The organism is Streptococcus cristatus (genome assembly GCF_001578775.1).
Taxonomy (GTDB): domain Bacteria; phylum Bacillota; class Bacilli; order Lactobacillales; family Streptococcaceae; genus Streptococcus; species Streptococcus cristatus_A.
Genome location: NZ_KQ969062.1, coordinates 700797 through 715092 on the forward strand (window position 1 = coordinate 700797; position 14296 = coordinate 715092).

Sequence of the window (14296 nt, forward strand, 5' to 3'; positions counted from 1 at the left end):
GCGATTTCTGTCCCACTCTCTTTTGAGTTAGAGGATTATAGCTTGATTATAGCTTGATTTCAGTGTTTTGGAGAACCTTTTGGGCATCGGCAACGATTGTGTCGAGGATTTCTCTACACGGACGAATTTCCTTGACTAAGCCTGCGATTTGGCCACTCATCATAGAGCCATGCACGGTATCTCCTTCGTAAACAGCTTTAGAAAGAGAACCGATGGTGATTTCTTCGAGTTCGTCACGATTGGTGCCTTTGTTTTCTAGTTCGATATAGTGGTCGGTCATTTCATTACGGATACAACGAACCGGTGCACCAGCAATACGACCAGTCACGGCAGTAGCAGTATCATTGGCTGCGACAATGGCATCCTTGTAACCTGCTGAAATTGGGCATTCTTCAGATGCTAGGAAGATAGTCCCCATCTGAACCCCTTGCGCACCGAGGACAAAGGCAGCAGCGAGACCACGACCATCGGCAACCCCACCTGCAGCGATGACTGGAATATCAACGGAGTCAACAATCTGAGGAATGAGAGCCATAGTATTGGTTTCACCGATATGGCCACCAGCTTCAGAACCTTCGGCAATCACGGCATCAACTCCGAGCTCTTGCATTTTTTGCGCGTGTTTGACACTGGCAATAACAGGGATAACCTTGATACCTGCCTCTTTCAGATAAGGCATGATGAATTTTGGTGTACCAGCCCCAGTCGTTACGACAGGAACTTTTTCCTCAATGATGACTGTCACAATATCCTTGATATTTTTCATCATGAGCATAACATTGACGGCAAATGGCTTGTCAGTCAATTTACGCAGTTCACGGATTTCTTCGCGCAACTGCTCACCTGTCATTCCTCCTGAAGCAATGATTCCCAGTCCGCCAGCTTCGGAAACAGCTGCCGCCAGTTGGTAGTGGGAAATCTGAGCCATAGCTCCTTGGAAAATAGGGTACTTAATGTTCAACAATTTTGTAATAGACATGGGGCAACTCCTTTATTCTGTATTTAAAATCATTATATCACTATAATAAAGCGTTTTCAATGAAGCAGTGACTTGGCAAAAGATAGAAGTTTGTGAAAGAAATCTCAGAAATTCTTGATAGGACTGGCTTTTCCTTGTGAAACTAAATTTATCAGTGTCCTTATAACAATAACTTATAGCCTATTAGAATTTGTTATATTCTCCAAGCTCAGATCTGAGCAAGTGATGGAAAGGATTTTTATTGGCCGCATCTTTTGTGATATAATAATAAAAAACACACGGAGGTAGGGCATATGGATAATGTGATTGATTTGTCTATTCCAGTGGCAGAAGTGATTGAGAAGCAGCCCGAAGTTTTAGATGTCTTGGTCGAGTTGGGCTTTAAGCCTCTGGCCAATCCTGTCATGCGCAATACAGTCGGGCGTGTGGTTTCTATCAAAAAAGGAGCCAGCATGAACGGTATTGACCTGGATAAAATCAAGCAAACTCTGGAATTAAACGGCTATGAAGTGGTGGGGATTTAGGCATGGCTACTGAACGCATTGAAGTCCTTAAGTCTATCTTGCTGGACCTACATAACGGTGCTTCGGCAGAATCTGTTCAGGAGCTTTTCAACGAGCATTTTGCTGGTGTGTCCGCTATCGAAATCAGCTTAATGGAGCATGAACTAATGAACTCAGATACAGGAGTGACCTTTGAAGATGTCATGTCCCTCTGCAATGTCCATGCCAACCTCTTTAAAGGCGCTATTCAGGATGTAGAGGTGGCTGATACCGACCATCCAGGCCATCCGGTTCAAGTCTTCAAGCAGGAAAATCTAGCGCTACGGGCTGCCCTTATGCGGGTTCGCAGGCTCCTATCTACCTATGAAAGCACAGAAGATGAGGAGATTCTTCCAGAAATCCGCAAGGGACTCCAGCGTCAGCTGAGTTTGGTGGGACAGTTTGATATCCACTATCAGCGTAAGGAAGAGCTCATGTTTCCTATCATGGAAAGCTACGGTCACGATTCGCCGCCCAAGGTCATGTGGGGGGTAGATGACCAGATTAGAGACCTTTTCCAAGAGGTTAAGATTGCTGCAGAGCAGCTGCCTGATACTTCGATTCAAGAAGTTAAGGACAATTTTGAGACTTTTGCGGCTGAGTTTGAAGCTATGATCTTCAAGGAAGAGTCCATTTTATTGATGATTCTCCTCGAGTCCTTTACTCAGGATGACTGGCTCAAGATTGCTGAGGAGAGCGATGCTTATGGCTATGCCATTATCAAGCCAACGGAGAAATGGGAGCCTGCGCGGCACAAATTCTCGGAGGAGGAAGCTGGGAAGGCTGCTGATGCAGGCAGCGAAGTGGCAGCTAGTAGAGAGCAGCCTAGTGATGGCAGATTTCAGCAGGTCATTGATACGCCGAATGGACAGGTCACCATTTCCTTTGAGCCTAAGGAAAAGAAGGAGACGCCTGTCAGTCGGGACAGTCAGCAACCTTTTGGCCAGGGCTATTTGTCGGTGGAGCAGGCAAACCTAATCTTGAATCATCTGCCTCTGGAGATTACTTTTGTCAATAAGGACGATATTTTCCAGTATTATAATGACAGCGTGCCGGCGGACGAGATGATCTTCAAGCGGACGCCGTCCCAGATAGGGCGCAATGTCGAGCTCTGTCACCCGCCTAAGTTTTTGGACAAGGTGCGGCGGATTTTCAAGGCCCTGCGCGAGGGTCAGCGGGACAAGTTTGAGATGTGGTTCAGGTCGGAATCGCGGGGCAAATTTGTCCATGTGACCTATGCGGCGGTGCGGGATGAAGCTGGGGAATTTCAGGGGGTGCTGGAGTATGTGCAGGACATTCAGCCCTTCCGTGAGATAGATAGTGATGTTTATCGTGGTTTAGATTAGAAAGAAGGAGCAATGACTTACGAACAAGAATTTTTAAGGGATTTTGAAGCTTGGGTCAAGACCCAGGTTATGATCAATGAAATGGCGCTCAAGGAGAGTCAGGCTGTCTATGAGGCAGATCAGGACGAGCGGGCCCGAGAGGCCGCTATTCGCTATGAAAGCCGTCTGGATGCCTATCAGTTTCTCTTGGGTAAGTTTGCCAATTATCAGGCAGGCAAGGGATTTCACGACCTGCCGGAGGAACTTTTGGGCGAGAGAAGTTATTGATTTTTCACTGAAAAGGTGATAGAATAAGTTCATCAGAGGTGTTTTGAGTCAAGCATTTTACAGAAAGTGGCGGTGCTGAGAAGTCCACAAATGTGTCAAAGCTAGTTGCTGATGGAAGAAAATGAAATAAACAAAGTTGCGGGCATCTGCCCGAAATTGGGTGGTACCGCGGATAAACACATTCGTCCCTTTCTAGTCTGACTAGGAAGGGATTTTTATATCAATGAGGTGTAATAATGGAATTTAGGACAAGAGATCAAAGGATAGAGCAAGTTTTCTCAGAAAAGAATATTTACGAAGTGCCAAATTTTCAGCGTGATTTTTCATGGCAAGAAAAACAATATAAGGATTTTATTTCAGATATAAAGAAGAATCTCACATTGTCCGTTAATGGGGATAAAATTGTATTTAAGTCAGAAATAACAGATTATTTTTTTGGAACAATTTTGATAGTTGGTAATGAAACAAAAGCCAGAGTCGAAAATCCGTATAAGGTTATTGATGGACAGCAACGTCTTACAACTATGACTTTATTTTTAACATGTATTAAAGATATTATAGATTCATATAATGATAAACTGTCGGAAGGCCAATTTTATTCACATGATTATGATTCTAATTTATTTTTTTCTCATACTTCTGAAGGTAATTCAACATTAAAAATTAGATTAGTGAATAAAAATCTGAACCCTATTCTCCCATATGATATTTTGAAACTCGAACCGCATGACGCATCTAATGAAAAAACAACAAATACCTCTCAAGAGACTTTAAGAAATGCTTTTCACTTTATTAAAAATCAGTTATCACAAGAATGTCTCTTAGAAGGAGTAATAAAAAAAGGATCTGATTTCCAATGGGACATGAAGGAGTATATCCGGTATATTGATTATTTAGGAAAACAATTACTTAATTCAACAGTTATTTGTATCTATTCCGTAGATGAAAAAGATGTTAATAAGATTTATCAAAATTTTAATTCTAAGGGATTAAGACTTAGTGACATTGATTTAATTAAAAGTCGAATTTTTGAAGTTTTACATGATGACTATGATGAAACTTCCAGAAAATGGAATTATATAACCGATACAATTTATAAAATTGATGAAAGTATTTCTGATTTTTTCTATTATTATTTTAATTCTCGCGGTATAAAAACAAGCCAAACTAACTTATTTCAAACTTTTTCAAATAAAATTAAAGAAACTGATTATAGTAGTTTTTTAGATGATTGTTCAAAGTATGTTGATTTCTATAGAGTGATTTGTAGTCCTAACGAAAATGACTTAATTTTTAAAATAGAAAATTATTTTAATCAAGATAATAATTATATTGTTAAAGAGAACTTATTAATTTTAAAAACTTCAGGATATTCGCAATTTAGAATGGCTTTTTTAAGTTTATTCAATGCAATGAATGATGGTAGAATATCAGGAAAACAATTTAAATCCATTATAGATTTAATAACCAAGTATAATGTATTAAATTCAATAAAAGCTTCTGGAGATGGTTCAAAAACAAATAAAAGCCAATCGATTTATAGAAAAATGTCAGTTGAATTTAATAAAGAAGTAATAAATACCGATTCTTTGAATAATCTGTTGAAAAAAGATTTAAGAAGTCTTGCACCACGTCTTGACTCTGTTAAAAAAAGTGATAAAGTATTTGATAAAGGAAATAAAATAAAGAGTAAAGGTGATAAAAAAGCTAGAGATTTATCGAAATATATTCTTATTACTCTTGAATCAGAGAAAATGATTAAAGAGTGCAAGAATACAGCCAATAAATCACTAAAATTTTTACATGATTTATCGATTGAACACATTATTGACAGGGAACAACAGAACGAAATAGGAAATATTGTTTATGATATAGGCAATCTGGTTCTGTTAGAAAACGCTGAACATACAAACTCTAAAGATAAGAAGAAGATGTATAAAAATTCTAAACTTTATCTTATTAAAGATATACGAGGAGAAATAGATAAATTTAGTATAGAATCAATAAAAGCTCGTCATAATGAACTTTTGGAAGAATTCTATAAGATTGTTACTCGCTAGAAAGGACAAACACATGTCTAAAGAACTTTCACCTAAATACAATCCAGCCGAGGTTGAGGCTGGTCGTTACCAAAAATGGCTTGAAGCTGATGTTTTCAAGCCTTCAGGAGATCAAAAGGCTAAGCCTTATTCGATCGTTATTCCACCACCAAACGTAACTGGGAAACTTCACCTTGGTCACGCTTGGGATACAACTCTTCAGGATATCATCATCCGTCAGAAGCGCATGCAAGGCTTTGATACCCTTTGGCTTCCGGGGATGGACCACGCGGGGATTGCCACTCAGGCTAAGGTCGAGGAGCGCTTGCGTGGTGAGGGTATTACCCGTTATGACCTCGGTCGTGAGAAATTCCTCGACAAGGTCTGGGAATGGAAAGACGAATATGCGACAACTATCAAGGAACAATGGGGAAAGATGGGTCTCTCTGTAGACTACTCTCGTGAGCGTTTCACCCTTGATGAAGGTTTGTCGAAAGCTGTTCGCAAGGTTTTTGTCGAGCTTTACAAGAAAGGCTGGATCTACCGTGGTGAGTTTATCATCAACTGGGACCCAGCAGCTCGCACAGCCCTTTCTGATATCGAGGTTATCCACAAGGATGTTGAAGGGGCCTTCTACCACATGAACTACATGCTAGAAGATGGCTCACGCGCCCTAGAAGTTGCGACAACCCGTCCTGAGACTATGTTTGGGGACGTTGCCGTTGCGGTCAATCCAGAAGACCCACGCTACAAGGACTTGATTGGGAAACATGTCGTCCTTCCAATCGCTAATAAATTGATTCCAATCGTTGGAGATGTACACGCAGACCCTGAGTTTGGTACTGGTGTCGTGAAAATCACACCTGCCCACGATCCGAACGATTTCTTGGTTGGTCAACGTCATAACTTGCCACAAGTCAACGTCATGAACGATGATGGAACCATGAATGACTTGGCCTTCGAATTTGCAGGTATGGATCGTTTTGAAGCTCGTAAGGCAGTCGTTGCTAAGTTGGAAGAAATCGGCGCCCTCGTTAAAATCGAAAAACGTGTCCACAGCGTTGGTCACTCAGAGCGTACAGGTGTCGTGGTTGAGCCACGTTTGTCTACTCAATGGTTCGTTAAGATGGACCAATTGGCGAAAAATGCTATTGCCAACCAAGACACAGAGGACAAGGTAGAATTTTACCCACCTCGTTTCAACGATACCTTCCTCCAATGGATGGAAAATGTTCACGACTGGGTTATCTCTCGTCAGCTCTGGTGGGGTCACCAAATCCCTGCTTGGTACAATGCTGAGGGTGAAATGTATGTCGGTGAAGAAGCGCCAGAAGGTGACGGATGGACTCAGGACGAAGATGTCTTGGATACTTGGTTCAGTTCTGCCCTTTGGCCATTCTCAACTATGGGCTGGCCTGATGAAGAAAGCAGTGATTTTAAGCGCTATTATCCGACTTCTACTCTGGTTACCGGCTATGATATTATCCCATTCTGGGTGTCTCGGATGATCTTCCAAGGTCTGGAATTTACCGGCAAGTCGCCATTTAGAAATACCTTGATTCACGGGCTGATTCGCGATGAAGAAGGCCGCAAGATGTCCAAGTCTCTGGGCAATGGGATTGACCCCATGGACGTCATTGATAAATACGGGACCGACAGCCTGCGCTGGTTCTTGTCAAACGGTTCTGCACCAGGCCAAGACGTCCGCTTCTCTTACGAGAAAATGGATGCTTCATGGAACTTCATTAACAAGATTTGGAACATCTCTCGCTACATCCTCATGAACAATGATGGCTTGACCCTTGAGCAAGCAACAGCCAATGTCGAAAAGGTTGTCAATAAGGAAGCTGGAAACGTCACTGACCGCTGGATTCTCCACAACCTCAATGAAACAATCGGCAAAGTCACTGAAAACTTTGATAAATTTGAGTTTGGTGTCGCTGGCCACATCCTCTACAACTTTATCTGGGACGAGTTTGCGGACTGGTATGTTGAGTTGACCAAGGAAGTCCTTTATAGCGATAACGAAGAAGAGAAAGTCATCACACGTTCTGTTCTCCTTTACACTTTGGACAAGATCCTTCGTCTCCTTCACCCAATCATGCCATTCGTGACAGAGGAAATCTTTGGACAAATCTCAGAAGGCTCTATCGTTACAGCGGAATACCCAACTGTCAATCCAGCCTTTGAAGACCTTGCTGCCCACACTGGTGTGGAAAGTCTTAAAGACTTGATCCGTGCTGTTCGGAATGCGCGTGCTGAAGTAAACGTAGCACCAAGTAAGCCTATCACAATCCTTGTTAAGACTAGCGATATCGATTTGGAAGCCTTCTTTAACAGCAATGTCAACTACATCAAACGCTTCACAAATCCAGAACACTTGGAAATCGCATCAACCATCCCTGCACCTGAACTCGCTATGTCAAGCGTCATCACTGGAGCAGAAATCTACTTGCCACTGGCTGACCTCCTCAATGTCGAAGAAGAACTGGCTCGTCTCGATAAAGAACTCGCTAAATGGCAAAAAGAACTGGATATGGTCGGTAAAAAGCTCTCTAACGAACGCTTCGTAGCCAACGCCAAACCAGAAGTCGTCCAAAAAGAACGCGACAAACAAGCCGACTACCAAGCTAAATACGACGCGACAGTGGCGCGTATTGATGAGATGAAGAAGTTGGTGAAATAAAGCTGGCAACATGTATTTTTTAGAAAAAGGAGAAAAATTTAAATGAATTTTAAAAATGTAGTAGAAATATTGGCCGGTCTTATTACATACGGGATACCTGTTTTATCATTTTTATGGCAAATAAAAAGTGACTTTACTGATAAGAAACAGATAGAATCGATTGTATCTAATTATAATTATCAAAACAATTCAAATTTTGACTTCAAGGATATAAATATTCAAAATGGTTACATTCAAGTTAATAATCCACAGAATATAAATATAGAATTAAAGAATGAGCTTGATAAATTTGAGGAGAAAATATTAGAAGATAAAAAATTTTTATCAGACAATTTATACATAATATCTTTTTTGATTATTTCTTTTATTTTTATTTTCAATTTAATTATTAATGATTGGAGTGATTTCAAAAATATATCTTCGGTTTGGGAAACAAATATAATTAAAGATAATCTAGTTTTATCGTTTGATTCAACTTTGAAGCAAGTGTTATTAATGGTTTTAATCTATATTATCTTAGTAGTTGTTAAGTACTTGCTAGATAAGCAAAGTCTCATCAAAACTTTAGGGTTTATATTAGCTTTCGTTTTATACTTATTTACTTATTTAGATATTAAGGACGGTTTTATACAGCTTTTTAAATATCCTATTATTTTATCTGATTTCTCAATGTTTATTTCATTGCTTGTAGCATTAATTATTCTGTCCTTTTTATTCTTTAGTCTGAAAACTCTAATTGAAAGATTATGCAGTTTGATTTTAGTATACAAGTCTAAAATAAAAACAACACTTATTAACACCATTTCTTCTATAAGTGTAGTTATCGCTCCAATATTTATTCTTGTTATAAAGTTTATATTTAAATAATAATTACCAATTATTTTAGTGTAATATATAATAGTGATAATAAAGGATTGAGAATGTAATATCAGCCTTAATTGATGAAAAGAATAGATTTTCTATTATTGTACTATCCTTAGTATTTTCATAGAAAAATCAATATTTTAGAAAGCAGGTTACTACATGACAAATTCTGTCAGTTAGAACCGACCTGATAACTACAACATAACAGCTTTCTTCATACATGTTGGGGAAATTGAGTTGGGATTTAACCAAGCCAATGAGTTTAGAGTTCGTATATAGCTGAATTTGATATTATAGCTTCTAATTTATTCTGTATAAAATTTTGCTCATTTTATGATTTACAGGCTCTAGGATTTCTGTGATGGATAAAACCATTGTAGAAATTCTGGGGCCTATTTTTTTCCCCTCCCCAGCCTACACTTGTGGTATAATATTGTCAGTAAAAGAGAAAGTAGGAGCGTGTATGAAAACTCCATTTATCAGTCGTGAGCGCTTGGCGGAGCTGACCGCGCAATTCCCAACGCCTTTTCATCTGTATGATGAGAAGGGGATTCGAGCGAGAGCACGGGCTTTGCATGAGGCTTTTGCTTGGAATTCTGGTTTTAAGGAATATTTTGCAGTCAAGGCGACACCGAATCCTGCTATTTTAAAAATCCTCAAGGAAGAGGGCTGCGGGGTGGACTGTGCCAGCTATGTAGAATTGCTCATGAGCCAAAAGTTGGGCTTTGCTGGGAATAAGATCATGTTTTCGTCCAATAATACGCCAGCCGAGGAGTTTCGTCTTGCGCGGGAGCTGGGAGCGACCATCAATCTTGATGCTTACGAAGACGTGGCTTTCTTGAAGGAAGTGGCTGGGATTCCCAAAGTGATCTCTTGCCGCTACAATCCCGGTGGTGTCTTTGAGCTGGGGACTAGTATCATGGATCATCCAGAGGAAGCCAAGTTTGGTATGACTAAGGCGCAGCTGATTCAGGCTTTCAAAGAGCTCAAGGAGCTGGGAGCAGAGACATTCGGTATTCATGCCCTCTTAGCCTCTAATACTGTCAGCAATGACTATTATCCAGCACTGGCTCGGCAGCTTTTTGAGCTAGCTGTTGAGGTTTTAGAATCGACGGGAATTAAGCTAGACTTTATCAATCTGTCTGGCGGTGTCGGAGTCAACTACCAGCCTGATGGCGAGGAAAATGACATTGCGGTCATCGGTCAAGGAGTTCGCCAGGCTTATGAGGACATCTTGACACCAGCTGGTCTGGGGCAGGTCAAGATTTTCACCGAGCTGGGGCGCTTTATGCTGGCGCCTTTCGGTCTCTTAGTGACCAAGGTGACTCACAAAAAGCACACCTATCGGACTTATCTGGGAGTGGATGCTTCTGCGGTCAATCTCCTGCGTCCTGCTATGTACGGAGCTTATCACCATATTACCAATATGGATCGGCCAGAGGGACCGACGGAGATTGTCGATGTGGTCGGCAGCCTCTGCGAAAACAACGACAAATTTGCCATCCAGCGGGAGCTACCTGTCAGTCAGATTGGCGATACGCTGGTCATTCACGATACCGGTGCCCACGGCTTCTCCATGGGTTACCAATATAATGCCAAACTGCGTTCTAGCGAGATTCTCCTAGAGGAAAATGGTCAGGCTCGCATGATTCGCCGGGCAGAAAGGCCAGAAGATTATTTCGCGACTCTCTATGGCTTTGATTTTGAAAAATAGAGATAATTTGGTATAATTAAGAGTAATGTAAAAAATGAAACAGGAGTTCGGATTATTATGAATACATTGTTAGCAATTTTATTGATTATGCTGGCTTTCTTTGGTGGGATTTTGCTTGGTATGTACTTGCTTCGCCGTCAGGTCGAAAAGGAATTTGCGGAAAATCCACGTCTCAATGTAGAAGCGGTGCGGATGTTGCTCAGTGCCAATGGTCAAAAACCAAGTGAAGCACGCGTTCAACAAGTTTACCGTCAAATCATCAACCAACAAAAAGCAGCAGTTGCTAAAAATAAAAACAAAAAATAAGCTTCTCTCAGCCGCTCTTTGGTGGCAGACGGAGATTTCTATATAAAAAATGGGGATTTGGGCTAGGCTTCCAATCCCTTGTTTTAGAAAGAAGACTGTATGGATAACCGACCGATTGGATTTTTAGACTCTGGGGTGGGCGGTCTGACTGTTGTCCGTGAATTGATTCGGCAACTCCCCCATGAGGAAGTGGTTTATATAGGTGATTCGGCTCGGGCTCCATATGGTCCTAGGCCGGCGGAGCAGATTCGAGACTATACTTGGCAGTTGGTCAATTTTCTCTTGACCAAGGATGTTAAGATGATTGTCATTGCTTGCAATACTGCCACAGCTGTTGTCTGGGAGGAGGTCAAGGCTAAGTTGGACATTCCTGTCCTCGGTGTGATTTTGCCCGGAGCCAGCGCTGCTATCAAGTCTACGACTGGTGGCAAGATTGGGGTCATCGGGACTCCTATGACGGTTCAGTCCGACATTTACCGAAAAAAGATTGAGGTTCTATCTCCCGAGATGGAGGTGCAGAGTCTGGCTTGTCCTAAGTTTGTCCCGCTGGTGGAGTCAAATGAGCTCCAGTCCAGCCTGACCAAAAAGGTGGTCTATGAGACTCTCCATCCTCTGGCGGGCAAGGTGGACACCCTTGTCTTGGGCTGTACTCATTATCCTTTGTTGCGGCCGATTATTCAAAATATGATGGGGCCGAGCGTCAAGCTGATTGACAGCGGGGCTGAGTGTGTACGGGATATTTCTGTCCTGCTCAATTATTTTGAAATCAATCGTAGCCGCGACAAGCACGAACTGAATCATCGTTTTTATACTACAGCCAATGCTAAGAGATTTGCGGAAATCGCAGAAAACTGGCTGAATCTGAAAGTCAATGTGGAGCATGTGACCTTATGACAAAAAACATTTATGAATACAAAGATGCCTCTGACTGGTATGTAGCTGAATGGGGGCAAAGTGCCTCTTACAGTGAATTTGAGCAGGTGCCAGCAGAAGCTTCTGATATTTTAGACCGCTTAGAGAGTATTTTGGCGGAAGAAGAGCTAGGCCTGCCCTTAAATATCACGGTCATTCGCTATGGCTCAGCCTTTCGTTTTTTGACCTTCTTGCTGGATATTTTAAATCAGGAAACGGGTCGAAGCTTGGAATTGTTGCAGCGACAGGGAGCCCTTCTCTTGGTTGAAGGGGGCAAATTGCTCTATGTCCATCTGCCGCAAACTGGTGTGGATTTACAAGCCTTTCTAGGAGCAAAAGATGTCAAGGATACTCTCTTGATTGCGACGCGCAATGAGGGCAAGACAGCAGAGTTTCGTAAGCTTTTCGGGAAGTTGGGTTACGAGGTAGAAAATCTGAATGACTATCCTGATTTGCCAGAAGTGGCTGAAACAGGCATGACCTTCGAAGAAAATGCCCGCCTCAAGGCTGAAACGATCAGCCAGTTGACTGGCAAAATGGTTTTGGCAGATGATTCAGGCCTGCAAGTGGATGTCTTGGGTGGCCTACCAGGCGTCTGGTCGGCTCGCTTTGCTGGCGTTGGTGCGACAGATGATGAAAATAACATCAAGCTCCTGCATGAGCTGGCCATGGTCTTTGATATTAAAGACCGCTCTGCTCATTTCCACACGACTCTGGTGGTCGCAAGTCCAGATAAGGAATCCTTGGTGGTCGAAGCGGATTGGCCAGGCTACATTGCCCATGAACCCAAAGGCGAAAATGGCTTTGGCTACGATCCTTTGTTCTTGGTCGGAGAGACAGGAAAAACGTCAGCTGAGCTGACAATTGAAGAGAAAAATGCCCAGTCCCATCGTGCGCAAGCAGTGCAAAAATTAATGGAGGTATTTCCAGCATGGCAAAGCAAACAATCATCGTAATGAGCGATTCCCATGGGGACCGTGCCATTGTCGAAGAAATGAAACATCATTATCTAGGGAAAGTCGATGCTGTTTTCCATGATGGAGACTCAGAATTGCCTTTTGAGGATGAAGTCTGGGAAGGAATCCATGTCGTGGCGGGCAATATGGACTTTTATCCTGGTTATCCAGAGCGGCTGGTGACAGATTTGGATGGGACCATTATTGCCCAGACCCACGGGCACCTTTTCAATATCAACTTTAGCTTCCAAAAGCTGGATCTGTGGGCTCAGGAAGTGGGGGCAGATATTTGTCTCTATGGCCATTTGCATGTTCCAGATGCTTGGATGCAAGGCAAGACTCTCTTTCTCAATCCGGGCTCCATTAGCCAGCCTCGTGGTTCGATCAACGAACGCCTCTACGCTAAGGTAGAGATTGACGATGACCGCTTTAAAATTGATTTCTATACGCGAAATCATGAGCTCTATCCAAGCTTGTCCAAGGAGTTTGCCCGATGATTGCTAAGGAATTTGAAGATTATCTGCTGCAACATGAAGACACTTTTTTGACACCTGGGGAGAATCTAGCGGTCATGATTGACACGCACAATGTGGATCATGCTATTCTCTTGCTTAGCCAGATGACCTATTCGCGCATTCCAGTGGTGACTGCGGAGAAAAAGTTCGTTGGCACCATTTCTCTGACGGATATCATGGCCTATCGGATGCAGCATGAGCTGGCAGAGGAAGAGTTTATGTCTATGGATATTGTCCACATGACACGAATGGATGGTCTGACTGTCGAGCCAGATTACAAGATTGAGGACGTTTTACACAAGTTGGTGGATGAGTCGTTCCTGCCTGTTGTGGATAAAGAACAACATTTTTATGGCATCATTACTAGAAAGTCGATTTTAAAAGCTGTTAACTCGTTGATGCATACCTTCACGAGTCAGTATGAGATTTCCAAAAAATGAAAGAACATATCACTCCTTTTTTAGAACAAAAAAATATCTCAGAAAATTCAAAATTAGCCTATTCCTACGATTTGGAGCAATTTGTCAATGAAATCCATAGCAAGGTGACGGAAACCAATTTGCGGATTTATCAAGCCTCTATCAAGGATTTCAAGGCAGCTGTCCAGAAGCGGAAGCTCTCAGCGGTCAATCAATTTCTCTATTATCTTTATGAGAACAAGATGATTGGGGAATTTCACCGCTTAACCCTGCCAAAAGTCGCTATTTCCAAGGAACTGGGAAACGAGCTGATGGACTTGTCAGCCTTTTGGGAAGCTTCTGCAGTACCACAAGGCCGGTTGATAGCGCTCTTGATTTTGGAAATGGGTCTCTTGCCAAGTGAAATCCTGCAGGTCAAGGTTGAAGATGTCAATCTTGATTTTCAGGTTTTACGGATTGAGAAGGCTGGGCAGAAGCGGATTATTAAAATCCCTGAAAGTCTGACGAGCGAGTTGGGCGATTATTTGACAGGGACTTATTTATTTGAAAAGAATGGCAAGTCCTATTCACGCCAGTGGGGCTTTCGCCAGCTGGAGGCTTTCTTGATCGAGCAGGGGCAGGCCAGCTTGTCGGCTAAAAGCCTGCGGGAGCAATTTATCCTGCGTCAGCGGGAAAAGGGTGTCGGCATCTATGATATTGCTCGTGATCTGGGCTTGAAGACAGTTATTACATTAGAAAAATACAGATAAGA

14 protein-coding genes are annotated in these 14296 nt (G+C 42.2%); 13 read left to right on the forward strand and 1 reads right to left on the reverse strand.

Annotated elements, in window-relative coordinates; genetic code table 11:
- Window positions 1-46: 46 nt before the first annotated feature.
- A complete protein-coding gene (locus SCRDD08_RS03520) occupies window positions 47-979 on the reverse strand; it encodes a nitronate monooxygenase (RefSeq protein WP_061422458.1) in 933 nt (310 codons plus the stop codon).
- 293 nt (window positions 980-1272) lie between these two features.
- On the opposite strand from SCRDD08_RS03520, the gene SCRDD08_RS03525 reads away from it, so the two are divergent.
- The 13 genes from SCRDD08_RS03525 (at window position 1273) to xerD (ending at window position 14294) form a co-directional block, all read left to right on the forward strand.
- A complete protein-coding gene (locus tag SCRDD08_RS03525) occupies window positions 1273-1503 on the forward strand; it encodes a DUF1858 domain-containing protein (RefSeq protein WP_061422459.1) in 231 nt (76 codons plus the stop codon).
- A 2-nt stretch (window positions 1504-1505) separates the two neighbouring features.
- Entirely contained in the window at window positions 1506-2867 is a 1362-nt protein-coding gene (locus SCRDD08_RS03530; RefSeq protein WP_061422460.1) for a DUF438 domain-containing protein, read from the forward strand.
- A gap of 12 nt (window positions 2868-2879) precedes the next feature.
- The gene (locus SCRDD08_RS03535; RefSeq protein ID WP_061422461.1) at window positions 2880-3134 is read left to right on the forward strand and encodes a DUF1912 family protein; all 255 of its coding nucleotides are present in this window, start codon (window positions 2880-2882) and stop codon (window positions 3132-3134) included.
- A gap of 236 nt (window positions 3135-3370) precedes the next feature.
- Window positions 3371-5194, forward strand: coding sequence for a DUF262 domain-containing protein (locus SCRDD08_RS03540; RefSeq protein ID WP_061422462.1), 1824 nt, complete (start codon window positions 3371-3373; stop codon window positions 5192-5194).
- A gap of 13 nt (window positions 5195-5207) precedes the next feature.
- A complete protein-coding gene (locus SCRDD08_RS03545; protein ID WP_061422463.1) occupies window positions 5208-7859 on the forward strand; it encodes a valine--tRNA ligase in 2652 nt (883 codons plus the stop codon).
- Window positions 7860-7901: 42 nt separating this feature from the next.
- Window positions 7902-8726, forward strand: coding sequence for a hypothetical protein (locus SCRDD08_RS03550; RefSeq protein ID WP_061422464.1), 825 nt, complete (start codon window positions 7902-7904; stop codon window positions 8724-8726).
- A gap of 460 nt (window positions 8727-9186) precedes the next feature.
- Window positions 9187-10437 (forward strand): diaminopimelate decarboxylase, encoded by a 1251-nt coding sequence (locus SCRDD08_RS03555; RefSeq protein ID WP_061422465.1) that lies wholly within the window; start codon window positions 9187-9189, stop codon window positions 10435-10437.
- Between the two features lie 57 nt (window positions 10438-10494).
- Window positions 10495-10743 (forward strand): YneF family protein, encoded by a 249-nt coding sequence (locus tag SCRDD08_RS03560; protein WP_015605536.1) that lies wholly within the window; start codon window positions 10495-10497, stop codon window positions 10741-10743.
- 99 nt (window positions 10744-10842) lie between these two features.
- Window positions 10843-11637 (forward strand): glutamate racemase, encoded by a 795-nt coding sequence (gene racE, locus SCRDD08_RS03565; RefSeq protein WP_061422466.1) that lies wholly within the window; start codon window positions 10843-10845, stop codon window positions 11635-11637.
- A complete protein-coding gene (locus SCRDD08_RS03570; protein ID WP_061422467.1) occupies window positions 11634-12611 on the forward strand; it encodes a nucleoside-triphosphate diphosphatase in 978 nt (325 codons plus the stop codon). The genes racE and SCRDD08_RS03570 overlap by 4 nt, the downstream gene beginning before the upstream one ends.
- Window positions 12587-13108: a metallophosphoesterase gene (locus SCRDD08_RS03575; RefSeq protein ID WP_061422468.1), complete on the forward strand. Its 522-nt coding sequence runs from the start codon at window positions 12587-12589 to the stop codon at window positions 13106-13108. Before SCRDD08_RS03570 ends, SCRDD08_RS03575 begins: the two co-directional genes overlap by 25 nt.
- Window positions 13105-13566: a cyclic-di-AMP-binding protein CbpB gene (gene cbpB, locus SCRDD08_RS03580; protein ID WP_061422469.1), complete on the forward strand. Its 462-nt coding sequence runs from the start codon at window positions 13105-13107 to the stop codon at window positions 13564-13566. The genes SCRDD08_RS03575 and cbpB overlap by 4 nt, the downstream gene beginning before the upstream one ends.
- Window positions 13563-14294 carry a site-specific tyrosine recombinase XerD gene (gene xerD, locus SCRDD08_RS03585; RefSeq protein ID WP_061422470.1) on the forward strand — a complete coding sequence of 244 codons (732 nt, stop codon included), beginning with the start codon at window positions 13563-13565 and terminating at the stop codon, window positions 14292-14294. The genes cbpB and xerD overlap by 4 nt, the downstream gene beginning before the upstream one ends.
- Window positions 14295-14296 lie beyond the last annotated feature (2 nt).

Bases quoted from the DNA above. Each gene is read 5' to 3' on its own strand.
- SCRDD08_RS03520 (WP_061422458.1), bottom strand. From the start codon at position 979: ATGTCTATTACAAAATTGTTGAACATTAAGTACCCTATTTTCCAAGGA.
- SCRDD08_RS03525 (WP_061422459.1), top strand. From the start codon at position 1,273: ATGGATAATGTGATTGATTTGTCTATTCCAGTGGCAGAAGTGATTGAG.
- SCRDD08_RS03530 (WP_061422460.1), top strand. From the start codon at position 1,506: ATGGCTACTGAACGCATTGAAGTCCTTAAGTCTATCTTGCTGGACCTA.
- SCRDD08_RS03535 (WP_061422461.1), top strand. From the start codon at position 2,880: ATGACTTACGAACAAGAATTTTTAAGGGATTTTGAAGCTTGGGTCAAG.
- SCRDD08_RS03540 (WP_061422462.1), top strand. From the start codon at position 3,371: ATGGAATTTAGGACAAGAGATCAAAGGATAGAGCAAGTTTTCTCAGAA.
- SCRDD08_RS03545 (WP_061422463.1), top strand. From the start codon at position 5,208: ATGTCTAAAGAACTTTCACCTAAATACAATCCAGCCGAGGTTGAGGCT.
- SCRDD08_RS03550 (WP_061422464.1), top strand. From the start codon at position 7,902: ATGAATTTTAAAAATGTAGTAGAAATATTGGCCGGTCTTATTACATAC.
- SCRDD08_RS03555 (WP_061422465.1), top strand. From the start codon at position 9,187: ATGAAAACTCCATTTATCAGTCGTGAGCGCTTGGCGGAGCTGACCGCG.
- SCRDD08_RS03560 (WP_015605536.1), top strand. From the start codon at position 10,495: ATGAATACATTGTTAGCAATTTTATTGATTATGCTGGCTTTCTTTGGT.
- racE (WP_061422466.1), top strand. From the start codon at position 10,843: ATGGATAACCGACCGATTGGATTTTTAGACTCTGGGGTGGGCGGTCTG.
- SCRDD08_RS03570 (WP_061422467.1), top strand. From the start codon at position 11,634: ATGACAAAAAACATTTATGAATACAAAGATGCCTCTGACTGGTATGTA.
- SCRDD08_RS03575 (WP_061422468.1), top strand. From the start codon at position 12,587: ATGGCAAAGCAAACAATCATCGTAATGAGCGATTCCCATGGGGACCGT.
- cbpB (WP_061422469.1), top strand. From the start codon at position 13,105: ATGATTGCTAAGGAATTTGAAGATTATCTGCTGCAACATGAAGACACT.
- xerD (WP_061422470.1), top strand. From the start codon at position 13,563: ATGAAAGAACATATCACTCCTTTTTTAGAACAAAAAAATATCTCAGAA.